Genomic DNA, 26,530 nt, shown 5'->3' with positions numbered 1-26,530 from the left:
GTGGGAACTGTTACGACAACGCTTGTATGGAGTCGTTTCATAGCCTAATCAAGAAAGAGTGCATTTATCTGAATCGATTCCGCACGCGGAAAGAAGCGAAACAAGCCATTTTTGAGTACATCGAATGCTTCTACAATCGCAAAAGAATTCATTCAGCTCTTGGCTATGTATCGCCATATGAATTTGAGGCTGCTTACTACGCTAATCAGAGAAAAGTAGCTGCCTAAGTTCAGCTATTTCTCTCTGTTTAACGTGTCCGTTTTCTTGACATAACACCAAAACTTCGTAGAAGGAAATTTGAAAAGCGAAATTGGATTGTTTCAATCCCTCATAGTTAAGATAAAAACTTTGTTGGGGATGCATGGTAGAAAATCGCCATTTTGTTTCAATCCCTCATAGTTAAGATAAAAACGAATTTTTCTTTGATCGTGCCAATTACTTGATCTTGTTTCAATCCCTCATAGTTAAGATAAAAACTTCGTAGAAGGAAATTTGAAAAGCGAAATTGGATTGTTTCAATCCCTCATAGTTAAGATAAAAACCGAAGGAGTGTGTTTGATGAAAAATAAATCTCAACTGTTTCAATCCCTCATAGTTAAGATAAAAACTTTGTTGGGGATGCATGGTAGAAAATCGCCATTTTGTTTCAATCCCTCATAGTTAAGATAAAAACTTTCATGGAATCGATATTCTAACGGATTGCACTAAGTTTCAATCCCTCATAGTTAAGATAAAAACTACTACCACGACGGACAGGTTGATTTCTCAAGAGGCGAGTTTCAATCCCTCATAGTTAAGATAAAAACTTCATTTGCACACTCGCCAAGCTCCACTTGTAGTGGTTTCAATCCCTCATAGTTAAGATAAAAACCCCCCACAATCCATGATTAAATCAACATTTGGAAAATGGATACAATTTTATTATAAACTTATCTTAAAATTCGAGCAATAGCTTCTTTTTTCTGATCGCTGTAGGAATTCTGGCGGTTAGAAAATTGTCGTCGATCCCCCGGGTTTTTGACGCTACTGGAGATCGACGACAGTTGAGATATTGGATCTATGATGCGCACGTAATCACCAACTTCCTAAAAGTTGAATTTCTTTAATACGTGTTCTATCCCCGTTTTTCTGAAATAGATTCCCCCTTTCAGTTATCCCTCTCCAAAATTCTGCACTTAAGGAAACAGGCTCGAGCCTATCTCTTTTCAATCGAATCATCATCATGCCAACACGGAATCTCACAATCGATCATTTTATCTGGCCAATAAAATTTTTTATTTACAAACCGACGGTCGGTATTTATAATTAATGATAAATACTCCTATACCCTCGAAAGGAGGCACATAATTGAAGCGTGAACAAAAACGAGAGCAAACGAAGCGATTGCTATTGGATGCTGTGAAAGAATTAATTTATGAAAAAGGATGCACCAATACAACACTCCATGACATTATGGAGCGTTCCGGGTTATCTAAAGGAGCCATTTTCCATTATGTAAAAAGCAAAGACGAACTTTTCAGTTGGGTGTTGAAGGAAAGGCTCGACAAAATAAACGAGCGCTTCTTCCATCAGGCTTCGCAAAAGGCCTCATTTGAGGAACCACTCTATGAAATCACATCCCGATTGTCAGATCTGGAAAATCCGCAAGATCCCGGCAATCAAGTGCTCATGTACCTTTTAGGCAAAAGCGATCAACCTGATATAAAAAAAATACTCCAGCAATATTATGAACAAGCCATTCATATGTCCAAATCATGGATCATTGCTGGGCAAGAGGCTGGCGTTATCTCACAGTCCATTGATGCCGACAAAACAGCAGAATTATTTACGCTTATCTCATTTGGTTTGCGGATGCGCAGCGTCATTGATTCAAACGGCTATTTCTTTAATCAAGATTTTGCCGAACTAATGTCTGAAAGGCTTCAGTCAAAGGCAGAAAGGTAGGAAAAACATATGAAATCTCTGTTATTTATGCATATTGCCGGGGTTGTCCTTTTTTTAGGCAATATTATCGTGACGGCTTTCTGGAAAATGCGGGCAGATCAAACGAGACACCGTGACTTCATTCATCGGACTGCCAAAAATGTCATGCTAGCTGATTTCGTTTTCACTATTCCGGGACTGTTGCTCATTATCATATCCGGAGTTTGGATGGCTGTTCAAGCGGGATATCTCGTTTCAGGATTTAATTGGCTAACCTTGTCCTTGATATTATTTGCATTGACAGGAATACTTTGGGCCGGAGTGCTGCTCCCTTTGCAACGCAAAATGATACATCTCAGCGCTCCAACTGCCGAAAACGAATTCAACATAGAATCGTACCGCCAGGCGTCACGGCACTGGATGATATTCGGAACGCTCGCAACATTGCTCCCTGTTCTCATCTTATACCTTATGATCAGCAAAGGGGTCTGATGGTCAGAATTTAACATATCCAATGAGAAATCTCCCACCTTTAAACAGAGTTTAGGTGGGAGAAGCTCATATACGGATATACAATGAAATTTAATATGATCGTTAGCCAATGAGGACTAGCAGAAAATGTTATAGAGAAATGGTAAGCTAGCTATTTCCTGTTTTCATGATTGCCCTCTCATAAAATGGAATATTTTTTCTATTGAATGCATATCAAGATTCAAACCCTTCAATCGGAGGATTTGGAAGAAGAATGGAAGTCTATAGATTTTTCTTCCAATTGGGCAGCGATTCCTGAAAGCGGCTGTTCCACCATAATTTTATTTTCCCTATGTTCCATCCTGTTTCTGTTGTTCGAAGCGAATGAACACGCCAATACATGGGCGGATGAGACATAAACTGAAATTCCAAAAATCGAAAAAACCAAGAATCCTTTTCCAAAGAAGACAATCTTTCGTCCTTTTCCTCCGCTTCTTGCTCTTCTTCAGGAACGACGTGGTATCCGATTGCTTTTTCCGATGCTTGATCTTGATGCTCAGAGAGGATGGTCAAACTTTTGGCCATTTGAACATTCCCGCCATCCAACAGCGTTGCTCCTAAATGATCGGCCCGTACTTCCATCCACTGCGTAATCAGAGACTGGAAAGCAGGAAGCAGAAAAATTAAAATCCAAAGGACGAAAAAAACGAGGATTTGATGGTTTTTTAGCAAATTCGGATAGGTTTCATGTATAAAGAAAATACCGATGACAATCCATCCAATCAAAACAAATCGCAACAACTGTCCAGTCAAGACGTCTCGCTTTTTGACATGAATGGCCTCATGAGCCAAAATGCCTTCAATGGCTTCAAGGGGAAGCTTCAGCGTTTCCGAAGTCAGCGCCACCAGTGATCGGCCAATATTAGCGCCTGCCGCCAACCCATTATATTCGACCGATTCTGTGACATAAATAGTGACATGGGAAAGTCCAGCACGTGAAAAGACTTTCTCGATGATCGGAAGCAACTGAGGATCGCTTATTTCCTTCATATCTAAAGCCATTTTTAATACGCGATCAGAAATCCACAGATTGAATATCCAAAATAGCAAAATAACCATGGCCGTCACAAGCGGGCTGATACCCATAAAAGTGAAAAGTGTTAAGAGAGCCGCATAGGCTCCTACTCCTTTCACCGTTGCCGCAAAATACCCCTTTCCTAGAAGACGCTTCCAATTACTTTGATGATAAAAAGGTTTTACCTCGATCTCTTCTAGCTTCTTCCTTTCCTCTCTGAGGACGAAATCCATCGATTCCGATGGATCAGGGGTGAGATAGATTTTTTCGCCGGAAAAAGATAATTTCCACGTTTTCCCCACGCTGGTCGTATAGTCCGTATGAGGAGAAAACAAAGAAAAAAGCGGAAATAGTTGCAACACATCCGGCCGTGTTTGAACGCTTGCTTCTGAAAGCTCCTTTAATGGATACTTTTTCGTTTCGATAAAAGATATCGCATATAGCGCCTCTTCCTGTTCTGCGTAAAAAAAACGAAGAGAGCGAAACAGTCTTATTCTTTTCGTCAGCCCAGCCACAAGAGAGACGAAGCTGTACAAAAGTACGAGCGTGATGGGGGAATTCGGACCGAAAAGGAAATAAAGAACAGCGATGCCCATAAACAATCCCGCAAATAAGAAATCCAATAGGATACGCTCTTTATTCTTAGACAATACAATTTCTCTTGATCCTTGTTTTTTCAGTTTACCGATGATCTCTTGCGATTGGGCACCGCTTCTTTCTGGCACCGGAAAGCTAAAAAAGCTAAATAACAGTATAGAAAAAATAATCGTCGCTTCTAGAAACCCTTGTTCCAAAAACACATAGACGATCCATCCAATTCCGAATATAGCAGCGAATATACCTACATACACAGACGAACGCCATTTTTTAAAAAAATCTACCAAGAAGCTGAGAAAAAAGCCGATCACAGCGGTTAAAATTGATATAGTCAAATCCGGCATAAATCGTTCCTCCTGTCCGATTGAAAAAGCGCAAGAAAACTACCTACTATGTTTATCTTATCTGATAGAAAACAAGATTTCCATAACAGGAAAAATTAGATAAAAGGAAGATTGCGTATTTCGCCTGAAATAAAAGGGGGAAACTTCCATGATAGAAAGATAGGATGATACACGGAACGAATCGTTCGAACCATTGATCATGGATTTACCGTCACAAGCCTTTTTCAACTCTCTCATGGCTCACTTCCCCCGTTGCAGAAAGAAATCTTTGCGGTTGCTGTATTTTCGTTTTTGTTTTGGCATATGAAATATGAAAAGCACCGCCCTTGATGGACACATCCATCAAAGGCGGCGCTGCCTTTTTACGTATGTGGCGCGAATTCGGACTTGCGGTTGTTCAAAGCACTCAAACATCCCTTGTCCATTTTATAAACCTCATCACAAAGAAGGTTAATGTCTTCTGAGTTATGGCTTGATAAGAGAATCGTTACATTTTGCGTTTTTAAATTTTTTATTAAATTTCTGATGTCTGCTATACCGTCCTCATCCAGCCCATTCATTGGCTCATCTAAAATAAGAAGGCTTGGTTTTTCCATAATCGCTTGAGCTATACCGAGTCGCTGTTTCATCCCTAAAGAATAATATTTTGTAGGTCTTTTATCTTCAGGGTCTAACCCTACGATTTCCAAAGTCCTTTTGATTTCCTCCAACGAAATTATCTGATTAATGGAAGCCAATAGTTTCAAATTTTCAAGGCCTGAATAATGAGGAAGCAGGCCGTTTTTATCTAACAACAACCCTATGTTTTTAGGGAACTTCCCTGAAGTAATTGGGTCGCCAAATATTTCAACCATGCCTGAGGTGGGTCTGATCAGTCCGGCTATAACTTTAAATAACATGGTTTTTCCTGATCCATTCCTACCCACGATTCCGCAAATTTTCCCCCTGCTAACTTCTAAATGAATATCCTTTAAAATCTTATGGCCCTTTATCTCCTTACTAAGATTTACAATTTTCACTGCACTGTCATTATGGCTATTCATCATATCCCACCTTATAGCGCATTCTTATGTAATAGACTGTCCATGCGTTTACAGCATATATAATGAACGAGTATTATAATCATAAAAATTACAAAGAAATAGTAACTCAATGACCACGCAAACGGAGAAACCTCTGCGTTTCTCGCTGCAAGAACGCCCTGTGAAAACGGCAGCCATTTATTCACATATGGTGAACTTTGTAGTAAACCTACTGATATGAAAATAAACATAACAGAGATGCTAAAGCCTGCTATTGAATTGCCAGCCAATATCGAAACCACATGACTCATTAACATAATGAAAAAAGTCAACAAGATCAGTAAAACAAATTGAAATAACATGAGTTTTAGAGGAGTATAAGTGTTCAACAAAGGAATATCATCTAAACTAGCACTCATGCTTTTTCCGCCATTTATCAGGTATGATAATAGTATGGAGATGGAATACCCTATCGAATAATAAATCACGATAAATATAAAATTAGCTGAAATCATCCCATTTAACCATAAAGAAAAATGACCTGCTCTTGGAAGTATCCAAAGGTTGTTTTCATTAAGTTGTTTGTTTAAAAAATTCCCACATAAAACATATATCGGCGTTTGATGTAGCAACCATCTTAACAAATCGAAATTAAAATAAGCAGGTCCATAGTAAAATGTTATTAAAAGAGAAGCAGGTCCAGCATTTTGCCAATTATAAAAATTGAATGACACAAAATGAAAAACCACAAAAGTTAAAAGGATGATTATCATATTTCTTTTATACAACAAAGTACGAAGAAAATACCTTAAAAGACGTAAGTATTTCATGATTGCCTCCAACTAAAGTCCATCTTTTTCACCCGCGATATTCCTATAAAAAATAATAGGGTCAAAACCGTTCCCCAATAGATTATGGACTGGACAAAGTGACTATAAAATGAGCTCCCCATTTTTCCTACTAAAACATGATAAGTGAATGTAAACGGATAAAAGAAAGTGATTGTACTTAAATATATAACGATGCTAATCACATTAAAGCCGAGTGTGATAATAAAGCTAATGACATTATTTCGGACGATTAAGTTAGCCACAAAAAAAGTGATTCCCAATGTTAGAAAAAATAAATAAACAAGAAGTAGACTAACTAACACCAACGTCGATGGCTTTATATCGTTATATTTTAATAGGAAGTCATATACGGCCGCCCCATATTCACTCCACCTGTTTTCAAATTTCAATGTCAACAATGATTCAAGGAGGCAAATGAAAGCCGACGCTAAAACAAATATTAAGGTTGCCATGCCCATACTGATAACAGAAGTGTAAAACCATTTGGCGCGGCTGGCGAATTTAATCATTGCGTACTGATCAAACGAACGAAAAGTGGTGAAAGGAAAGATACTCACTAAATAAATTAATGATAAGAGAAAGAATACATGGAAAAAATCATGAAATGAAAACAATAATAAATCGAAAACATTTTTTTCCTCTTTATACATGAAAAAAGAATGAAAACGAAATAGACTAATGATAATGAGGAACAATAGAATCGTATAAACAAACTTGCCACTATAAAGAATATTAAGCAATCTAATGCTCAAATTACTCCGCATGTTTGGCAGCTCCTATAAAAAATAATGCAACTCCTATGATTAGCAATATCAAATCGTAAAGTGCGACGTATGAAATCTTTAAATCAGGATCATACTCTAAATCAAATAACATAGCAGAATTGAGGAATTTGTTGATTTGAAATAACAAAGTTCCAGAAAGGATATAAAAAGCAAAAGGAAAAACAATGGTTAAATAATGATTATGAATAAACGTAGATACGCCAAGCGCTAAAGTAGAAAAAACGACCCCGCAAACAAAGCTATTCAAAATCATGATCAAAACAAATAAAACCGGCGAATACTCGTATACCCCGCGCAAGACTATGATATTTAGAGTATCTACAACCGACACATCAAATTTCTTTATCAGTAAAAAGAGGATAAACGATACAAGCAGGCTTGATGCAATCACATAACCGCTTACTAGTCCGTTTACCAGCAGGCGAATCAGCAAATATTTTTTTCGGCTCATTCGATAAGATATATAGTGGATGAAGCCAGTGCGAACATCCGTTACATAAGAAGCAGCAAACGGTAAAGAAACTAACACGGGAAACAATAAACTTAATATGGCTGACGTTCCCTCACTATGTGAGTACATAAATAAATAAATGGCGTTTACACCTGGGTACGGATGAAAAATAAACTCAAAAGAGCCGATAAATATGCAGACGAAAATTAATAGTTGACTAATGAATGTGTTTCGTGAAAAAAACGCCCTTTTTAACTCGCTGACAAAATATCCATTCCCCATGTTGTCTCATCCCTCCCTTTAAAACCCACAAAAGCTTAAAATAAGGCATTCTCGATTCACTTTTTTATAGATTTCCTAGCTATCCATTCCATTAATGTAGCCATACTCCCCTCTCTAATGAGCAGGGATGGCGAGCAGACGATCCAGCAACGCCGCTTGCAGACGCATTCATTTCTCTGAAAACAGCTGGTTGTTCGGTTCTCGGCCAAAAAAACCGAATTCTCCTTAATTGAATGGGTATCTATCTTCTCGTTCGCTCAAGATCATGTGCAAATGAATGGGATGGCGAAATCATTTATCACTTGTATATAATCCATCAATAGTAAGTGATGTGAAAAATTTTTCTTCATTTTATTCAAAAATCCCTTCTTTTTTTTCAAAAAAATACAAAAATAGTCTTTTAGAAATGCGATTCAATGGATTTATGAATCACATTTTGTCACTTATTTTTTTATAAAGTAAGAGAAGGCGCAACATCTAGATCCATTCAGTTGAAGATTCTGATCAATGTCTGTTCTTGTCGATGCTGCTTCTAAACAGGTTAATCATTGAAAAAGCAGCCTGAAACACAAAGATAGGAATCAGGCTGCTTTCTTAAATTCATATTGTTCTCCGTTGTTTTAATAAATGTTTATATGACCGCTCGATACATTTAGATCAATAGGATGTTCACCGGATCCATGGACGCCTTTGATGCTTTTATGCTCTATTTTTTTCTTGGTTAACGGAAAATCACATGTGATATTACCGCTGCTTGTTTTTCCGTTTAAAGTAAAATCAGCACTTTTCGGAAGATGAAGATCCACCCCTCCGGAACTGACTTCAATATCCACAGCCCCTGTTAATTCGTCCATTTGCATACTTACATTTCCAGATGATAAATCGGCCTCAATCGCTCCACTATAATGCCGCACCTTGAGATTTCCCGAACGAATATCAAATGTTCCTGATTCTGCCGTTAATGAGTCGATATCGGCATTCCCCGATGAACTGTCGTGTTCAAAACGTTGAACCGATATATTTTTTAGTTTGACGTTTCCTGAGCTCACATCGAACAGTAATTTATCTAGTTTCATCGGTTTATTTTTTGAATGACCAGAGAAGCTCAAATTCCCTGACCCCAGATTTATCACCATGTTTCGATCATAATCTTCAGGGATATAAAGATTCAGTTTTGCCTTGTTATGAAATGGCCACCCAAACCGTTTCCGCTCCACACTTATACTCACTTTATCTCCCTGACGCTTAACTGTCAGTTTTCCCTTTCCATCTAAATCAGCTTTTATGTCTTCACGGTGTTTCGGAATAATCGTTGTGCTGACACCTGAAATATCCATTTCAATCATATCAATTCCCTCTGATGTAACCGACTGGTTTTTTGGCTTTCCGAAAGGCCACCAACTAAAATCAACTGGATTCCAAAAGATAAGGGATAAGCTAATCAATCCAATAAGACCTAATAAAACAGGAATTTTCTTTTCCAATGTTTTTCCTTCCTTTCCCATTAAATTTTACATCAGTTTCTTCACCCTACTTCGAACCATCAACTTTTTCAGGCACCCTTAAAACGGCTGAACCTCACGCATGATCTAATGCTTCAGTCACCTTCCATTTAATGGAATATCCGACATTTTGCCTCGATCTACAACTTGGATGGAATAAGATCAAGCGACTCTTCCTTTTCTTATTGTAAGAATACAGTAAAAGGGAATGTTCCAAAATGGACCTCAAATGTATATTCGAATAAGACTTGAGGCTTATATGATAATAAACAAATAATGGGGTCTATCCCCCATCACGTAAATGTAATGAGGGAAGACCCCATATATCTACCGCACAACATAAAATTTGATCTTAAGTTTCCTGATGTGTTTTCTTAAAGCCATTTCAATCACCACAGCCCTATAATTGACGCGCCGTCGATGGCAGTAAAAACACTGTCCGTGCAAAATGTTTTTATTCCTTGTAGTTAAGATAAAAACTGGACGGATCCCAATTATAAAGTTCTCTTGTTCGATGGTTTCAATCCCTCATAGTTAAGATAAAAACAAAGAAGAAGAAAAATTGCTTGTGCCCCCGTATTCGTTTCAATCCCTCATAGTTAAGATAAAAACGTTGGGTGCATGGATATAAGGGTTCAACATTTAGACAGTTTCAATCCCTCATAGTTAAGATAAAAACGAGAATTCTTTTTTTAGACGACTCTTTTAATTCACGTTTCAATCCCTCATAGTTAAGATAAAAACATGGTGTAGAAATAGCCCCTTCATTGTCTGTTACAGGTTTCAATCCCTCATAGTTAAGATAAAAACTTCAAGCCATTTCGCTCTATCATTTGCGCTCATAAAAGTTTCAATCCCTCATAGTTAAGATAAAAACCCCCAAAAATAATGATAAAAGCAGCATTTGGAAAATGGATACAATGTCATTATAAACGTATCTCAAAGTTCGAGCAATAGCTTCTTTTTCTGATCGCTGTAGGAATTCTGGCGGTTAGAAAATTATCGTCGATCCCCCGGGTTTTTGACGCTACTGGAGGTCGACGACAGTTTTTCTTTCGTTCATACGTCATTTTTAGGAAAACAAATGAGGATTTTTGAGTTTGCCGAAGCTTGTTAGATTCGGGCTTGCCTTTTCGTCAACGAAAATGGAAATAACGCCATCCTCAGCTCCGCCCACGTTTCCATAAAGCGGCGCTATGGGTCTGCCCGACCGTAGAAAAAGTCCAAACGCTCGATCTATGTCAAAATTAACATGTCACATTGCATCTATCTACTTGTTCACTTATAATAATTTATAGCCATGAAAGATTCATGATATGATAGGAAGCGACCTCAAGAAGTTGCAAAATTCTTTGTATCCAATATGAGAACGAAAATCGGCTATCTGATATAGATTTTCCAAAATCAGAGCTACCTGATCTGCCGCGCCGATCGGTCGAATTCGTCGAAACCCAAGATTGACGAATAACCAACAATGTGAATAGGGTGTATGTACATAAAGCGCAAGAACACAGCGCAATATTTCAAAAAAGGATGATCATGGTGGAAGCGCTATTAAATCAAATTCTCGAGAAACTAGTTGAACTTCAATCAGAAATTGACCAGATGAAGACAAAACTGGCAACCAAAGAAGATCTTGCTGCGGTTGCGACAAAAGGAGATCTTATAAGCATTCAACAAGCTATCTTAGAGACCAATCGAATTGTTAAAAACATCGAGCTAAATCAAGAGCGCCACGAGCGTATTTTAGACGTTCTTTCCAAACGTTCCATTGAACATGAGGCAAGATATCAGCGACTTACAGCAAGCGCAGGAAAAGAAAACTAGCGAAAAGTACCGAGAAGTTTATCTTGGTGCTTTCTTTTTTATGAGGCTCTGTTACATTTTCGTGTTGATCATTGCGATTCATGAAGGGAAAACCCATTTTTTAGGCTTCCCTTCGTTTGTGTGTGCCTTTACTTTTTAACTTCATAGTGCAGTTCAACGAATTGATTGAAGTTCCTGACACCTTTCAACGAGAGGTTTAATTGATAATCTCCCTCTCTAAATAGAGGAATTCCTGTTCCAAGTAAAATAGGGGCAACTTTAATGATGAATTCATCAACCAATTGATTTTTTATAAAAGAATGTAACAATTCTCCTCCACCCACAAGCCAAATGTTTCTTCCTTCTTGATTTTTAAGTTTATTGGTGAAATGAACCGCATCTTCATTAACAAATTTTACATCTTCTTGATCCTCAAGAGGAGATCTTGTAAATACATAACATGCTTTGTTTTCATATGGGAGTTTTTCTATACCTTGTTTCAGTACCCAATCGTAGGTCCTTTTACCAAATAAAATCGTATCTACCGTTTCATAAAATTCAGAATAACCGTTATCTCCTTCACCTTCGACTTGGAATAGCCAATCAAGAGATTCATCTTTTGTAGCTATATATCCATCTAAACTCGTTGAAATAAATAATACTAATTTTCGTTTTTTCTCCATAAAATTCTCCTCTAATTTAGAATGAATGTTCCATTATTCCGTTGGTTGAATAAAAACGGCAGAACGAGGTTCCCGAGTTTCGTTCATTAATCGACCACCAACGGAAAAGGTTGGAGTAGCATGGCGCTTCCCTCATTGATAGACTTATTCCTTTTTAAAAAGCTTTTTTCCATCCAATCACCGAATGTTTGTTCCTAATGAGATTATACTATAAATTTGGAAAGGTTTCAAATATCAACAATATTTTTTAACAGAGCCTTTTATAAAAAAACAGAAAATACACCAGCCATTTCTTTAAGCCATTTTCATATTTCTAGTGATACTTAAGAGAAAGGATATTTTTAAGGTTGTTGAAATCAACTATAGAAGATGAATGAATACCAACATATTACAAAGATGAACCATATAGCGTTTCCCCAAATACCAATTTTAACGGATTTCCGAAAGAAGTCTCTCCCCTCAAGGAACATGAAGGTCATAGCCCAGTAAGTAGGTGGAAGATGACTTTCGGTTGGCGTCAGCCAAAACGCATGATAGAACAAATGTATATCATGTTCTTTGTGAACGGGATATGAGGGGGAGCATGTAGAAAATCCCATGCGAAAACCAAACAAAGACTTCCATGCGTAAAATATCCAAGGCACGAAAGAACCCCGAATCATCGGATACCTAGGGTTGGAACGAACCGAAGTAACGCTCAGGGAGACGGAAGGTTGCTTTCGTCGTGGAACTGAGAAGCTCCCGCTTCAAGCGTTAGCTAAGTGGTGAGTAGTTCACTAAAAACATCTTCTGATTGATTTTTTAGAAAAATCCCCAAAATTAACCCTATTGTAGCAATCGGGATAACAATAAAAAAGCCAAATCCTTGAAAAATAAAAAAAGGAACTTAATAACAACAATAATGGAATCATATTCAAAAAAACTCCTCCTTCCCTTCTCCAACCATTTATTTAATGCATTCTTAGAGAAAACTTTAATTTGCTTCACTGATAACCGAATTCTCACGGATGCCAATATCGCTCAAATAAATCGATCCTTTCTTTGTCTTATCAAAAATGAAGCGAACCTGGCTTAAATTCTCAGGCTGGAAAGCCAGATTGGCCATCTTAAAATCAGCTAATTGAAAGGCAAAGTTCTGAAATATCGGCTCTTTCGTTGGCAGCAAAGATGTAAATGGCCATTTCACAATATCCCCTTCAAGCATTGGCAACAGGACGGCAACACTGCTTAATGGCAAGCTTGCTATATTGCCGCTGCGATCCTCTACCTGTGCAGACAGATCGAGTGGTGATCTCTTTGCGTCCAACTTTTTTTCTTCTCGATCAGCCATTGAGAAAACGATGAAGCTTCTTTCCTCTGTAGCCATCTCATTGTCAGATAATATAACCGCATAGCTGGGAAGCTCTTTAGTCGTTGCACGATCCCAGTCAAGTCTAACCGCACGATATAGACCACCAACATATTTCATCTTGACCTTCTCTTCCCTCCATTCCTTCAATGTCTTTCCAACCAATCTTCCCCCTTTTAATGTCGTCGTAGAAAAATCAATGTCCTCATCAAAGTTTGCAACCATCATGGTATTTCCATCCCAGTAATCACTGATATACATCGTATCTGGAAGCCAGTCCTTGGCATAACCAATATCTTGAAATATACGGCGATACTTTGTTTTTTGTTTCAACGTTGCTTCCAAAAATGAAGAAACAAGCACCTTCGCAATTTGTAATTGCTCCTCCTGAGGCAAAATTTTTGCTGTATTATAGAGCCTGTTACCAAAACCCATTCCGTCATTTTTGTGTTAAATTGTCCATGGTTGGCCCCATACACATAGATCGCTGATTTAAAGTAGGGACTATTTTCTGTAAAATCAATTCTCTCGTACTGATTGACACTGTCAAACGAACTTACATCCATGTCATGTGATCCTTGAATGGCTAAATAACTGATATCTTTCAAATGGGTCAGTTGTCCCGCAGGTTTATATTGACGTCAGTGCCTGCGATAGAAATAATGGAACGAATGCCAAAATGATAGTCGAATGTGATATTTCCATTTTCAGAAGATGAAGGCAATTGATTATAAAGCACCGCAATCGCCACCGCCTCACCACCACGAGAATGTCCAATCAATGAAATTCGGTTCATATCCACTTTGTTGAAGAATGGATGATCTTTTGCATGATTCCACTTCTTCCACACCTTTAAATGTTCTAAAATAAGCTAACCGCGAGCCGGATTTTCATTTTTTAATACCTTCAACATGAATAAGTCATCATATGGCGAAGTATTCAGAAAGTTTTCATCAATCGATACAAAAATATAACCTTTGCTGGCAAGCAGGTTCCCTAAATAAGCATATCCAAGATCCAAATAATCAGTAGCTAGATAATTACCATGAACGGCGATGACCAAGGGGAACGTTCCTTTTCCATCGGGATACCATACGGTTCCGTTAAGCGGCATTTGATCGGGCCCGAATCCAAATGTTTTCGTGCGAATGGAGGACCAATTTTCCACAAATGACGAACCATCCACTTGCTTCGTCATCAGTGAATGTTCAACATTGAATTCCTTTCGATAGCTGTTGGCGCTTCCATACGATAACGTCCTTACTTGATAATCCCCCGGCTCAGACGGATTAGCCAATGGCAGCGAATACTGCTCCATTGCTTTCATCGTCTTCAGTTTATATAACATTGGTAATTCGTTATTACCATTATGAAATAACCAATAACCACCAATAAAAATATAGGCTATTGATAAAAATGACAGCACGATCGTCATGATTTTTGATACCTTACTTGACTGACGATATTGCCCTTTCAACATGCGCCAAATCATCATCCCTATGATAGAAAAGGAAACCATGATGGATAGTGTGACAATAAACATTAATTTCAAAGGACCGATAAAACATATAAACACCAGGAAAAAGCAGGCGAGTGCGATCCACATGTAAAGAGAAGGTATTTTCTTCGTCCAAGAAATGAACAATGTGATGAAACCAGATAATAAGATCATCGTAAACAGAAAAAACAACACTACCAATCATGTAATCTACGATTCCACGGGTTCCTATCATGTAATACCCTTGTACAATGTATAATAATAAAGATACGGTACCCAATCCTATTGCTGCTCCTTTCCACCCTGTGGAAAGCTGTGCCAATGCTTAAGCATATTCATTCTATATAAAAATTTAACTTTTGAAGTTTTATTTTCTAGAATAACACTATTTACTTTTTTTTAAATATGAATTAAAAAACGATGCTGTTTTCTCTTTATAGTGAAATACAACATGGATAAAACCATCTTCATCAGGAGCGTTGGACAAAGGAATAAATCCAACGGACAAAAATAATCGTTTGCTTGCTTCGTTCGTATGGAAAATACCAGCGATCATTTGTTTTATGCCGGTATTCATGTATTTTATTTACGATTTGCTGAAGTGCTTTTTTCCGTATCCCTTGTGCCTGTAATCAGGCTTTATTATAATTGATATATATGCCTTGTCTTCTTCTATTTCAACATCTACTTTACCTATAAACTCGTTATTGCTTGAAATCATCCAGCAGTCATAATCAGGATTTGAAGCTACATAATGGATAAATTCCTCTGTCAACTTCTTAACATGAAAACTGTCAGCATCGCAATACCAACTATTTACAATCGGAATGTGTTCAATGTTAATTTCGTGAAATATAAGTTCTTCCGTCCGTTGCTTAAACCTCCAACGTTCTGTAAAAATCTGCGCAATCCATTCATATTCTCTTGTTCTCGATTTAATTGAACAATAAAGGGAGAAGGAGCCATTGACTGATGACGTGCGTAGAGATATGTCCGAGCATCGCATATGCTAATCCGTGCTTCCAATATAAATAGCCGAACCCAATCCCCGGCAAAAAATTAAGCAGCAACGTGCGGATGACAGACACTGGGCTTAACCCCAACATTTGCGCGGTCGCAGGAAGATGTCCAGCTGCAAATAGGAGCGCAGCGATGACAATACCGGCAATGTAAATTCCATTGCTATTCGCAGATTTCGTCATTTTGCTGGCAATCCATATAATAATCGTCATAAGTCCAAACCTTAGAAGTATTTCTTCAATGATGCCCCCGTATAATACGCTGCCAAGAAAATAAAGCCAAGAGAATTCAAACTTCTCCTCCAGTCCCAACGCTTCGGCAAAGACAAGCTTTTCCGGAATGACGATGAAGCTGGCAGACACGAGTCCGATAACCACTGCCGCGGCAATGCTTTTTCTGTTATAAATAAACGGTTTGTTCAAACCAACCTTTGGAGAAGCCCAAGATCCTACCATCGTGGCAATACCCGCCATAGCTGCTGTTTGCAGCATAGCCACGATAATAATGACTTGCTTTGACCCAAGCTGAGCGACGATTTGGCTTTCCTTTTCAGGCGTTAAAGACATGATTTGCTGTGCTCCTAAAACCGCACCTGCCACCAACCCTAAAATGAATACAGCAATCACTTTTTTCATCGTTAACATCTCCTAACATTCTCAGCGCACAGCTTGAAGCCAATTCTCAATCTCATCGACAAGCTCACGGCTGATTGGCTCATGGGCCGATTTTTTATAGATCTTTTTCAATGCTAATAAAGAGCAAGCTTCTTTTTGCTTCTTTAACATATGATTCATATCATCAATCATTACCGTTTGAATATGGTCTAAAGCTAAATTTTTCAAATGATAGAAAGGCTTTATTGGCGATTGGACGTCTTTGCTTCCATGAATGGCTAGCACTTTACACGTTAAAGAGGACAACAGCTGCAAAATTTCCTGATCGTTCAGAGATAGATGCTCTCTTAACCACTTCGCCTGAACGATCCGTCCACTAATCCTTACAGTCGTTTTATTCGTTTGCATGACTTTATCAAATAGCTTCTTCTGCTTGAGCCGCTGCTTTTCAGGCGACACAAGCTTGCGCAGGAGCGCTCCGGCAAACCCGGATTTGCTGGCGATTTCTGATAATAATGCTTCATTTTGAGAGGTTATGACACTTGTCAATGATGTACTGGCACCACACAATAAAATGATTCCATCCACCTGTTTTCGATTAGCAGATAGTGTGGCTATAATCGTGCCTTCACTATGTCCCAGCAAAAAGATTTTTGTAAATGTCATATCCTCAGATGAGTTGCAATAATCGATGATGTCGCTTACACATTGAACAGCATCGTCAAGTCCCGCGCGGTTAAAATCGCCTGTACTTTCTCCTACGCCAATTTTGTCATATCTTAATGTAGCAAATCCCGACTGTACCAATGCATCAGCAAGTTGTTGATAAATACTTGCCTGCATTCCTCTCATATTGCCGTCGCGATCAACTGGTCCGCTTCCTGGAATCATCACTATGAGAACGTCTGGGTTTTTTCCATCCCCAGGTCTTTCCACTGTTGCAGCGATTTCGATTCTCCCATGATCTACTGAAATTTTTATATCTTCTTTTATCATCATATCCTCCATATCACCATTTTTTCTGAAATGGTTTAACTGATAATATATTCAACTTACTGATTCGTTTTCTCGCTTAGGCTTAGATTGAAACATACGTTGCAAGTTGTTGACCATCCACTTGAATTTGGGGTCTTCGTGTAACGGAACGAATAGCGGTTCTTTCTGTAACATGTTCAGCAAATCGTCTTTGATCGCTTGCTCATTGCGCGGAGCATAAGGACCTGAGTGAATATTCTGTTCAATCCAATTGTCAACGATATAAAAATAATCATCACCGCAAATTTTCATAGGAAATGATAGATGTTTACATGTATGATAGAAGCGCTCTAGCATACGCAACGCGTCTGTACGTCGATGCTGTTTCATATAGCCTAAAGAGGCTTGATAATAAAAAGTAAGTTTTATGTGACTATTTAATTTTTCAATATTATATATGTCTATCACTTTTTCAATGCGATTGATCATCTCATCAAATAAGTTCTGATTATCTGAAGCATATTTTAAAAGTTCTATTTCGCTTGATACCATACTAAGCAAGTGTTGAAACGCACTAATCTGTAAGGTTTCTTTGACCTTATTTATATCAGAAAGCATAGCATAGGCCCTGGCGATTAACTTCTCCACACCAAATTGAATTGGAATATCATATCCAACGCGTTTTAAAAGTTCCTGCGGCTTGTTCATGATTAGCAATGCAGAGGCATAAATGATCTGTGCTTCTTGGATTAGTTTATGGTCATCGCTCAATGCAACTACACGTTCGCACAATTCAACGATTCGATTCAAAACCAACTGTGGTTTTTTTGAGTAAAAATAATGATTCAGATATAATTGAGCAATTCTGACTAAAAATGGGTAACAAGAATAATATTCTTTTACCATATTCTCAATATCTTTTTGGACCATTTCAAAATTTTCTTCGCTTAATCGTTTTGAAAAAGTTTGATAAAGTTCCATTATTGTTGCGGTAGTAAGGTGTGGTTCATATCCTAACAACTTGTCAATTGTGGTGTCAAATAGGGAGGCTAACTTAGGCAGCAAAGATAAATCTGGGTAACTTAATCCCCGTTCCCATTTAGACACTGCCGCACTGGATACTCCTATATAAGTAGCCACATCCCCTTGGGTCATTCCCAGCTTTTTTCGCATAAGTGTAAAGTTGTCTGAAAATCTAAACTCATTCATAATCAAACACTCCTTTACATAAAAGTATAAAGGCAGGGAAACAAACCTAACAAGGGAATTGTAGTTGTTTATACATCGGCTATTCAACTGTTGGTTGATTCAATGAACCGAAATAGCATCGATGAACATAAAAAAGAACCCATTCTTAATTAGAATGGGTTCCGCAGTTTTAAGGGCAGATCAAGTTTTTATAATTGGTCTAGTAAAAGTTACCCCATTGTTTTTAAAGGTATTTGAGATAACCCTCCCTTACTTTCGAACAGCTCCCAATGTAACTAGTTGAATTTTTTGAAGGCCGTTTTTAGTTGAGCAAGTTATTTCAGAAAAATTAATGCTTTCTTGAATTCTTCAAGTCTATATCAACTTAACCACAAGCCGAAAAACATTTATTCACTAGCACTGCATGTTCCGCAGATTGCGAACATGGTATGGACTACAAAGCCAACAGCAAGGGAGACATTTGGGGAAATGACAATCAACATGGAGCGAAAGCATGTAGCAGACATTTAGTAAAGGAAGCTGACTTACAATATGCAATCTTACATGATCTCAAAACACTTGCATCCTCACTGAGCAGTGCTCCTCCCATACATTCTAGAAAAGAAAAAAAGAGAATCAGAAAAGCAAATGAAATTCCTACCGAAAAAAATCGAATGATCGCAATCAAAAAAGAAGAAAACTCTGAACTTATTAGTGGATGAGATCATTTCAAAAGAAGAATATGGAGAATTCATTAATGGACATGAGTAAAAAAAATCGATGATTTATCGCTTCGAGAATTGAGACAGTCACTCGAGGCAATTAATCGTATTGAAATAAAAGCAGATTGGTTCGAGAATCTGTAAAAGATTCTCGAACCAATCTGCTTATTCTTCAACTCTCTTTATCAACGCACAGCACTCCACATGATTCGTATGCGGGAACATGTCGACAGGCTGGATTTCGAGTGTTTGGTAGCCGCCATCTTCGAGAATGCGCAAATCGCGCGCTAATGTTGCCGGGTTGCAGGAAACGTAGACGACTCTCTTCGGCTTCATGGCGATGATCGTTTGTAAAAGGGCTTCATCGCATCCTTTGCGCGGCGGATCGACAACGATGCAATCGGCTTGTACGCCTTGTTCATACCAGTGCGGAATGACCGTTTCTGCTTCTCCGACAGCAAACTCTGCGTTGGTGATGCCATTGAGCTTAGCGTTCCGTTTCGCGTCTTCAATCGCCTCTGGCACAATTTCGACTCCATACACTTTTTTCGCCTTTTTGGCCAAGAAAAGCGAGATAGTGCCAATGCCACAATAAGCATCGATCACCGTTTCCTCTCCCGTTAATTGCGCGTACTCGAGCGCCTTTTCGTACAACACCCTCGTTTGTTCCGGGTTCACCTGATAGAAGGAGCGGGCGGAAACGGCAAATTGAATGCCGCCAATATCATCATAAATATATTCTGCTCCCCACAATACGTTCGTTTCATCCCCCATAATCACATTGGTGCGTTTTGGATTGATGTTTTGGATGATAGATTTCACGTTCGGCACCTGTTCCGCAATGGCTTGTACGATTTTCTTTTTATGGGGCAGCTCCTTCGTACGCGTAATGAGGACCACCATGACCTCCTTCGTTGCCGCCCCATAACGCGCCATAATATGGCGAAGCGTCCCGCGATGCGTAGCTTCATCATACGGCTCGACTCCATAAGCCTCACAGATGTTTTTGACCGTCTGCACCACCACATCGTTCATTTCCTGCTGGATTAGACATGTTTGCATATCAATAATGTCGTGGGTACGCTGCTGATAAAAGCCAGCGACAAGCCCTCCATCGCGCTCGCCAACCGGGACTTGAGCTTTGTTGCGATAGCGCCACGGGTCCTTCATCCCCAGTACAGGATGAATGGTCACATTCGTGATTTTTCCGATGCGCGCCATCACTTCTTGAACATGCTTATGCTTAGCTTTTAACTGCCCTTCATAGCTTAAATGCTGAAGCTGGCAGCCGCCGCATTGTTTATAAATCGCACAGGGAGCGTCGATGCGGTCCGGGCTCGACTGATATAGCTCGATTAAACGGCCATAACCATAGCCTTTTTTCACTTTAATGACTTTAATTTTTGCCCGTTCTTCCGGCAGCCCGTTCGCGACAAAAATCGGGAAACCGTCGACTTTCGCAACCCCCGCGCCATCATGTGTTAAATCTTCAAACACAACATCATAATACTCGTTTTTTTTCACTGGTGCTTCTATCTTTGCCATCGTTCCTACTTCCTTTTCATGAGCATGCTGCACTGATTGTATCATACGATCTAGCTGAACACAAAAAGAGAACAGGATTTCCGCTCAAAATCCTGCTCTCATTTGCTCTGCTTTTTCCTTCGGGACAAATACCTCCAAGTGGCGGTACAAGTTGACAAATTCTCCTGGAAGCATGCCGCCGTATTCCCCGTCTAAATTCAGCTGCATATGATTCGGGGTGGTCACCTTAATCCGGTTTGCCTTTGTATAAATTAAATGCGGATCGTTAATATGCTCTCCTCTTGAAGCCAGTGTAACCACACGAATAAATTCGGCAAGGTTCGTTTTCTTTAAAATAATTAAATCGAACATGCCATCATTTAACGATGAATCAGGAGCAAGCTTTTCAAATCCGCCGACGGAGTTCGTCAAGGAAACGAGAAACAGCATGATTTCCCCTTCATATACTTTGCCATCATACTCAATTCTCGCTTCAGCTGCGCGAATGGACGGCAGCATTTCGATCCCTTTTAAATAATAGGCGAGCTGGCCCAGCATTGTTTTTAGCTTGCTCGGCACTTCATACGTCAATTCGGTCAAACGTCCTCCTCCGGCAATATTAATAAAGTAGCGCGTTTTTTCTTCAATGATGACTGAACCAATGTCAATCGGCACGGCTTCGCCATTGATAATGACATCACAGGCTCCTTCAATGGAGCGAGGAACGCCAATCGCACGGGCAAAATCGTTCGTTGTTCCAACCGGAATGATGCCAAGCTGAGGACGGTAGTCTTGATTGGCAATCCCATTGACGACTTCATGAATCGTTCCATCTCCTCCGGCGGCGATGACAAGATCAAAGCGGCGCTCGACGGCTTGTTTTGCCGCTTCTGTGGCATCGCCAGCGCCGGTTGTCGCATGACAGGACGTTTCATATCCGGCTTCCTCTAAACGAATTAAAACATCGGGCAGATGCTTTCTGAACAATTCACGGCCTGAGGTAGGATTATAAATGATTCTTGCTCGTTTCATATCCCATCATCCTAGTTCATGTTTTAGTCGATTCCACTATTTAACATAATAGCGGAAGAAACAAATAGATGCAATTTTTCCGCTTGTCTATTTTGATGTATTCCTTCGGCGCAACATTATATCAGAAAGCAGGCATCTGCTCAATGAATGACCTGTACAGAAGCCTGTTCAATATCAAACAGCTGCAAGCGATGCTCTCCCTTTCCCACTTGCACGCTTCCTTTGGTGGGCTGTTCAGGTGTTTCTTGTTGAGAAGCTTCAATGTCTTTTTTCCAAGCCACATTGCCATCCTTTAAGCTCCCATGAATGGCTGCCGTCACTAACAGATTGGCACTGCTCTCCACCTCAACGGCCACACTGCTTGCGTTTGAAACCGTCCAATCAGCGACAAGCTGACGCGGAGCCACGCGCATTTCGTTGTGAGTGCCGCGCACTTCAAGAGGGATATGGGCCGGTACAACGACAGTTGGCGATAATTCTCCTCCTGTATAAAACCATCCCCTCTGTTTCGACAAGCTTTTGATGATCACATACATCGTGTCCCCCGTTAACTGGATCGCAACATAATCCGCTGGTTTTTTCACATCATGAGACGAGGCGGATTGATAGGTGCCAAAAACATGAACGCTCTGGTCATTGCTCCCTTCGACCACAACAGGGTCGGTGCCTGTTTGCAGAACAATCCGCTTGATGTCCGGCGCCACCTGATGGCGGGCATCTGGCAGCTGAAAGACGCGCATTTTGCCGCTGGCCGCCGCGCGGATTTCCCCCAATAGACCTGTTGAAGAAAGCAGAAAAAGGGCAATGGCGAAGAAGCCAAGCAGGCCGATAAATACAATACTGAAAAGATCATATTTAACAAATGTATTCTCTCGTTTTGTAAAATAAAGATAGATCAGAATTTCCAGGCCGAGCAATATGAGCAGAAATGGCCACCAGCCCATAAAAATATCAGTCGCCTCCACTCGCTTCCATTGCGCAAAAAACAACGCAAAGCCCAGCAAAATAAGCGAGGCCCCCATCGATACCGTTCCAACACGCCACGTTCTCATGTTCTATCCTCTCCCTCCTTTTTGTTTGCTTCCTAACAGAAGTTTGATTCCTCCAGCGATCAACAGCAGGCAAACAACCGTCGTTTGAAAGAATTGATGATATAAAGGGTAAATATCGACATGGAAAAACGCTGAAAGGCGCGATGCAAAGGCTGGGAGAAAAATGCTGTCCAACAAATAATAGAGACCTAATAACACTAAGCCGATCCCCAACCATTTTTGATGATGAACAAAATAAGAAACAATCGGTTCATCCTTTAATTCCTTTTCACCATAGCTTGACGCTTTTTGCAGCGCATCGAAAAAACTATAAAACCAAATAATTGGAATAAGGAAGAAGAAAGCGGATAACCTTAATACATCCATCACATAAATGGTCAACAAAAAAGCGGCCATTAATTGCAGTCCCCTCTTTTGTAGCCCTAAATACATATGCCCTGCTCCGGGAAACATGGACAGCAGCATGGCGATGGTTTTGCTTTTTCTTCCATCCTGACGAAGGTTCTCTAATTCCTCGAAAATGGCGCGATCAGCCAGCGGTTCGCCTCTTTGCTTGCGATTAAGCTGCTGAACCGTATCAAACATGCTGTAAATCCAAATGATTGGCAAAATACCTAAAAAGATTAAAAAACTCCCTTGGTTTGTTAGCACGGCGACAAAGAAAATCATCATCATGAGTCCAAAAAAACTGACCAATAGTGTCAATCCGCGATTCATAAGCCCCAATTGCAAATGGCCAAGCCCTGGAACGAATGATAACAAGATCGTATAAAATTTCTCACTGTCCTGATTGCCTCCTTCTTGAGCAGCCATATGCACCGGCTGTCTTTGCATCAAAATACGAATGATGTCAAGCATGCTGATTAGCCAGATCATGAATGAAAGCAGCACGAGCAAAAGCGGCTCTCTCTGACCTGTTAAAACGAAAAGTCCCGCTCCTAGTACAATTGGAGCGAAAAAACTTAAACTATAAAAGACCCCTCTTCCTTTTTTATTTAAATACAAATGGCCTGCGCCTGGAATGAACGATAAAAAGAATGCGACAAGTGGATGTTTTTTCATCGGCGATGCGGTTCCTCCTTTTGATTCAATTGGATACAATCAAGCAGCGAGATGGTTTTGTTCATCAGCTGCTCTGCATAGGACGGCCGTTTTTCTGATATGCTTGCGCCTACGGCAGCATTGGCAATCGATTGAAAAATCCCTGAAGACAAAAGCGTAATCGTAATCGCAGCAGCAATACCGTAATGAAGCAGCTTTTGCCCCACTTTTTCCTGCTGCTGGTGCGGCTCCTGTCGAACTTGTGCGATAATCTCATCAGCCGAAATAGAGAATGTAGAAGGAGAAGGCAAAGAAGCTGCATGTTCTTCCATCAGCTCCATATAGATCTCTAAACACCGATCACATGTATACAAATGATCCTCCATTTCGATTCTTTTCGCTTCGGTCAGTTGATCGCTTATAAACTGCTGCCATTCCTCTTTTGAATAGTGACTCATTGAAAATCGCCCTCCTTCCAATGCTTTCGGAGCCAATTGCGCGCTCGATACAGCTTGGTTTCCACCGTTTTGACGGCTATATTTTGCTCTTTGGCAATTTGCTGATATGATTTTTCTTCAATATAATAAGCATAAATAATTTCTCGATAGCTAGGCGGGATCTCCTCCAGCCTTCGCCGCACTTGTTCTTTTTCCGCTTTTTTGATGACAAGCTGCTCTACATTTTCAGCAGCTTCTGGTTCCGTTGCTTCGAGCGCTTCTTCTCGCTTTCGTTCCCTTTTACGCTTCACATCAATGGCATAATTAACAGCAATGCGCGTAATCCAGGCTTTAAAACCTTGTGATTGGTATTGGGAGAGGGAAAGGAAAATTCGAACCAATACTTCTTGTGTCGCATCTTCTGCATCTTTTTCATGCCGGATAATCGAATATACCGTTTTATATAAGTAGTCACGGTATTTCTCGATTAGCATGCGCAAGGCGTGCTCGTCGCCGTTTTGAACTTTGTCTATTAGCACATCGTCTTGAATTCCACTCTCCCCCTTTCGATCCTTCTTCACTTATATAGACGAAATGACTTGGCGCTTCCCCTACACTTTTTTTGTTTTTTATTTTTGCCCCATTTTCTCTGAAGTGCGACGAGAGCAGGCTAACTGCAGATGGCTTGAACATCCAAGCCCCGTCTTTGTTTAGCCCATAAAAAAAGGCGCCCCTAAGCGCCTTTTTCCTTCGATTATTCTTGATTCTCCGATCCTTTTGCTTTTTGTTCCGCCAGCTCCTGCGTTAGCTGGTCGATGCTGCTCTTTACATTTCCTTTGCCTGAAAAGTTCTCAAGCATTTCTTTGACATCAATGCCAGAAGCCGCTTTTAGAGACTCCTGCAACGTCGCCATCAGATGGGTCGCATAGCCTGCAACACGATTGGCACCGCCATTCGCATCACTGCCGCCCGTGTCCACAATCGTAATCTTGTCAATATTAGCAAGCGGGCTTGCCACTTGTTTCGCATATTCAGGAAGCATTTTGATCATCATATCGAGAATGGCAGCTTGACCGTATTGTTCGAATGCCTCGGCAATTTTTTGTTTTGCTTCCGCTTCGGCCAGACCTTTTAAACGAATAACTTCCGCTTCGGCTTCCCCTTTTGCCTTTTCTGCTTCCGCCTTGGCCAGACCGTCAATGCGCACTTTCTCCGCCTCTGCTTTTGCCATTGCTTCCACCCGGTATTTTTGCGCATCGGCTTCCGCCATTTGTTTAGCTTTTTCCGCCGCCGCCGCCTGTTCCACTGCATAACGGTCGGCATCGGCTTTCTTTTTCACCTCTGAATCATATTGACGTTCGCGGCGCAAAATTTCTTTTTCTTCAAGCTCAATTTGTTTTTGCCGCTCGATAATTTTGATTTGCATTTGCTGTTCAGTAACTTCCTGCTTCGCTTTCGCTTCTTCTAGGTGATAGGCTTGGTCCGCACGCGCTTTGGCAATATCTTGCTCACGCCGGAATTCGGCAAGCTTCAGCTGGTTCATTTTTTCGGCTTCCGCAATTTCCGTCAAGCGCTCCAACTCGGCTTTACGAGCATCTTTATCCGCTTCAGCGCGCTTAATACGCGTTTCCTTTTCCGCCTCTGCGGTCGCAATGTCCGCATCGCGCTTCACTTGAGCGATGCGCGGTTTTCCTAACGCATCCAAGTAACCATTTTTGTCACGTACATCTTTAATAGTAAACGAAACAATAACGAGCCCCATTTTCGCTAAATCATGAGAAGCGACACGCTGCACTTCTTGTGAAAACTTATCGCGGTTTTTATAAATTTCTTCTACTGTCATGGAGCCGAGAATGGAACGAAGATGCCCCTCCAGCACTTCTTTCGCTTCATTCTCCATATCTTGCTTGGACTTTCCTAGAAATTGCTCAGCGGCAGTAGCAATTTCGCCAATCGAACTGCCCACTTTAATAATGGCTACACCATCTGCCATAACCGGAACTCCTTGCTCGGTATAAACTTCCGGCGTTTGGACATCTAGTTTAATAGATAGCAAGCTCAATGGTTCAGCTTGTTGAAAAATCGGCAAGACGAATGTTCCGCCGCCCCGGACAATCTTAATCTTATTTCCTGATTCATCTACATGTACGTTTTTGCTGCCAAGATAGCTGCCGGTTACGATTAAAGCTTCATCTGGTCCAACGGTACGGTACCGCATCATAAAAATGGCAACCAGTCCAAGCAGCAACACAACGACTACTCCGATAACAATTAAAATCGGCATCAT

The 26,530-nt window shown here is 40.2% G+C and carries 25 protein-coding genes and 2 CRISPR repeat arrays; of the genes, 5 read left to right on the top strand and 20 right to left on the bottom strand.

Translation table 11 applies throughout. The annotated features are described in order from the left end of the window. From B6A27_RS01995 to B6A27_RS01985, 3 genes are all read left to right on the top strand, one after another. Nucleotides 1-227, top strand: a 227-nt coding sequence (locus B6A27_RS01995; RefSeq protein WP_139788043.1) for an IS3 family transposase, incomplete at its 5' end; no start/stop codon positions are given. 90 nt (nucleotides 228-317) lie between these two features. Next, a CRISPR array of direct repeats spans nucleotides 318-871; the repeat unit is 30 nt; unit sequence GTTTCAATCCCTCATAGTTAAGATAAAAAC. Nucleotides 872-1,347: 476 nt separating this feature from the next. Next, nucleotides 1,348-1,944 carry a TetR/AcrR family transcriptional regulator gene (locus B6A27_RS01990; RefSeq protein WP_080859886.1) on the top strand — a complete coding sequence of 199 codons (597 nt, stop codon included), beginning with the start codon at nucleotides 1,348-1,350 and terminating at the stop codon, nucleotides 1,942-1,944. Nucleotides 1,945-1,953: 9 nt separating this feature from the next. Further along, nucleotides 1,954-2,415: a DUF2269 family protein gene (locus tag B6A27_RS01985; protein WP_080859884.1), complete on the top strand. Its 462-nt coding sequence runs from the start codon at nucleotides 1,954-1,956 to the stop codon at nucleotides 2,413-2,415. Between the two features lie 261 nt (nucleotides 2,416-2,676). On the opposite strand, the gene B6A27_RS01980 is transcribed toward B6A27_RS01985, so the two are convergent. From B6A27_RS01980 to liaG, 5 genes are all read right to left on the bottom strand, one after another. Then, nucleotides 2,677-4,410 carry a M56 family metallopeptidase gene (locus tag B6A27_RS01980; RefSeq protein WP_080859882.1) on the bottom strand — a complete coding sequence of 578 codons (1,734 nt, stop codon included), beginning with the start codon at nucleotides 4,408-4,410 and terminating at the stop codon, nucleotides 2,677-2,679. 362 nt (nucleotides 4,411-4,772) lie between these two features. Continuing rightward, complete coding sequence (locus B6A27_RS01975; protein ID WP_080859880.1) at nucleotides 4,773-5,453, bottom strand: ATP-binding cassette domain-containing protein; 681 nt, start codon at nucleotides 5,451-5,453, stop codon at nucleotides 4,773-4,775. Between the two features lie 11 nt (nucleotides 5,454-5,464). Continuing rightward, complete coding sequence (locus B6A27_RS01970) at nucleotides 5,465-6,262, bottom strand: hypothetical protein (protein ID WP_080859879.1); 798 nt, start codon at nucleotides 6,260-6,262, stop codon at nucleotides 5,465-5,467. A 774-nt stretch (nucleotides 6,263-7,036) separates the two neighbouring features. Beyond that, nucleotides 7,037-7,801 (bottom strand): hypothetical protein, encoded by a 765-nt coding sequence (locus tag B6A27_RS01960; RefSeq protein WP_080859874.1) that lies wholly within the window; start codon nucleotides 7,799-7,801, stop codon nucleotides 7,037-7,039. Between the two features lie 620 nt (nucleotides 7,802-8,421). Then, nucleotides 8,422-9,285: a LiaG family protein gene (gene liaG / locus B6A27_RS01955; RefSeq protein ID WP_052660998.1), complete on the bottom strand. Its 864-nt coding sequence runs from the start codon at nucleotides 9,283-9,285 to the stop codon at nucleotides 8,422-8,424. Between the two features lie 468 nt (nucleotides 9,286-9,753). Further along, nucleotides 9,754-10,180: direct repeats of the CRISPR family, unit length 30 nt; unit sequence GTTTCAATCCCTCATAGTTAAGATAAAAAC. Nucleotides 10,181-10,842: 662 nt separating this feature from the next. Here liaG and B6A27_RS01950 point away from each other — a divergent pair. Then, a complete protein-coding gene (locus tag B6A27_RS01950) occupies nucleotides 10,843-11,130 on the top strand; it encodes a hypothetical protein (protein ID WP_080859872.1) in 288 nt (95 codons plus the stop codon). Nucleotides 11,131-11,258: 128 nt separating this feature from the next. Here B6A27_RS01950 and B6A27_RS01945 read toward each other — a convergent pair whose 3' ends face one another. The 8 genes from B6A27_RS01945 to B6A27_RS01905 form a co-directional block, all read right to left on the bottom strand. Next, nucleotides 11,259-11,792 carry a dihydrofolate reductase family protein gene (locus tag B6A27_RS01945; RefSeq protein WP_066151100.1) on the bottom strand — a complete coding sequence of 178 codons (534 nt, stop codon included), beginning with the start codon at nucleotides 11,790-11,792 and terminating at the stop codon, nucleotides 11,259-11,261. Nucleotides 11,793-12,765: 973 nt separating this feature from the next. After that, the gene (locus B6A27_RS01940) at nucleotides 12,766-13,473 is read right to left on the bottom strand and encodes a hypothetical protein (RefSeq protein WP_139788041.1); all 708 of its coding nucleotides are present in this window, start codon (nucleotides 13,471-13,473) and stop codon (nucleotides 12,766-12,768) included. A gap of 280 nt (nucleotides 13,474-13,753) precedes the next feature. Next, nucleotides 13,754-13,990 carry a hypothetical protein gene (locus tag B6A27_RS01935; protein WP_139788040.1) on the bottom strand — a complete coding sequence of 79 codons (237 nt, stop codon included), beginning with the start codon at nucleotides 13,988-13,990 and terminating at the stop codon, nucleotides 13,754-13,756. 21 nt (nucleotides 13,991-14,011) lie between these two features. Continuing rightward, nucleotides 14,012-14,620, bottom strand: coding sequence for an alpha/beta hydrolase family protein (locus tag B6A27_RS01930; protein WP_139788039.1), 609 nt, complete (start codon nucleotides 14,618-14,620; stop codon nucleotides 14,012-14,014). Nucleotides 14,621-15,224: 604 nt separating this feature from the next. Beyond that, entirely contained in the window at nucleotides 15,225-15,644 is a 420-nt protein-coding gene (locus B6A27_RS19330; RefSeq protein ID WP_080859864.1) for a GNAT family N-acetyltransferase, read from the bottom strand. Continuing rightward, nucleotides 15,574-16,293 (bottom strand): CPBP family intramembrane glutamic endopeptidase, encoded by a 720-nt coding sequence (locus tag B6A27_RS01915; RefSeq protein ID WP_080859862.1) that lies wholly within the window; start codon nucleotides 16,291-16,293, stop codon nucleotides 15,574-15,576. Before B6A27_RS01915 ends, B6A27_RS19330 begins: the two co-directional genes overlap by 71 nt. A gap of 21 nt (nucleotides 16,294-16,314) precedes the next feature. Then, nucleotides 16,315-17,268: an alpha/beta hydrolase gene (locus B6A27_RS01910; protein ID WP_161491017.1), complete on the bottom strand. Its 954-nt coding sequence runs from the start codon at nucleotides 17,266-17,268 to the stop codon at nucleotides 16,315-16,317. Nucleotides 17,269-17,319: 51 nt separating this feature from the next. Beyond that, on the bottom strand, nucleotides 17,320-18,456 hold the full coding sequence (locus B6A27_RS01905; RefSeq protein ID WP_080859858.1) for a helix-turn-helix domain-containing protein: 1,137 nt from the start codon (nucleotides 18,454-18,456) through the stop codon (nucleotides 17,320-17,322). 428 nt (nucleotides 18,457-18,884) lie between these two features. On the opposite strand from B6A27_RS01905, the gene B6A27_RS01900 reads away from it, so the two are divergent. After that, nucleotides 18,885-19,157, top strand: coding sequence for a hypothetical protein (locus B6A27_RS01900; protein WP_044746212.1), 273 nt, complete (start codon nucleotides 18,885-18,887; stop codon nucleotides 19,155-19,157). Nucleotides 19,158-19,322: 165 nt separating this feature from the next. Here B6A27_RS01900 and rlmD read toward each other — a convergent pair whose 3' ends face one another. The 7 genes from rlmD to B6A27_RS01865 form a co-directional block, all read right to left on the bottom strand. Then, nucleotides 19,323-20,702, bottom strand: coding sequence for a 23S rRNA (uracil(1939)-C(5))-methyltransferase RlmD (rlmD, locus tag B6A27_RS01895; protein ID WP_080859856.1), 1,380 nt, complete (start codon nucleotides 20,700-20,702; stop codon nucleotides 19,323-19,325). A gap of 84 nt (nucleotides 20,703-20,786) precedes the next feature. Further along, a complete protein-coding gene (locus B6A27_RS01890) occupies nucleotides 20,787-21,713 on the bottom strand; it encodes a diacylglycerol kinase (protein WP_080859854.1) in 927 nt (308 codons plus the stop codon). A gap of 140 nt (nucleotides 21,714-21,853) precedes the next feature. Further along, nucleotides 21,854-22,765 (bottom strand): hypothetical protein, encoded by a 912-nt coding sequence (locus B6A27_RS01885; RefSeq protein WP_080859850.1) that lies wholly within the window; start codon nucleotides 22,763-22,765, stop codon nucleotides 21,854-21,856. A 3-nt stretch (nucleotides 22,766-22,768) separates the two neighbouring features. After that, complete coding sequence (locus tag B6A27_RS01880) at nucleotides 22,769-23,827, bottom strand: hypothetical protein (protein ID WP_080859848.1); 1,059 nt, start codon at nucleotides 23,825-23,827, stop codon at nucleotides 22,769-22,771. Then, a complete protein-coding gene (locus tag B6A27_RS01875; protein ID WP_080859846.1) occupies nucleotides 23,824-24,264 on the bottom strand; it encodes an anti-sigma factor in 441 nt (146 codons plus the stop codon). Before B6A27_RS01875 ends, B6A27_RS01880 begins: the two co-directional genes overlap by 4 nt. Further along, nucleotides 24,261-24,782 (bottom strand): RNA polymerase sigma factor, encoded by a 522-nt coding sequence (locus B6A27_RS01870; RefSeq protein ID WP_231734688.1) that lies wholly within the window; start codon nucleotides 24,780-24,782, stop codon nucleotides 24,261-24,263. Before B6A27_RS01870 ends, B6A27_RS01875 begins: the two co-directional genes overlap by 4 nt. 215 nt (nucleotides 24,783-24,997) lie before the next feature. Next, nucleotides 24,998-26,530 carry a flotillin lipid rafts scaffold protein FloT gene (locus B6A27_RS01865; protein ID WP_080859844.1) on the bottom strand — a complete coding sequence of 511 codons (1,533 nt, stop codon included), beginning with the start codon at nucleotides 26,528-26,530 and terminating at the stop codon, nucleotides 24,998-25,000.

This window comes from Anoxybacillus sp. UARK-01, from assembly GCF_002075365.1.
Classification (GTDB): domain Bacteria; phylum Bacillota; class Bacilli; order Bacillales; family Anoxybacillaceae; genus Anoxybacteroides; species Anoxybacteroides rupiense.
Note: the sequence above shows the minus strand (reverse complement) of the source record. Positions and strands in the feature narration are given on the sequence as shown.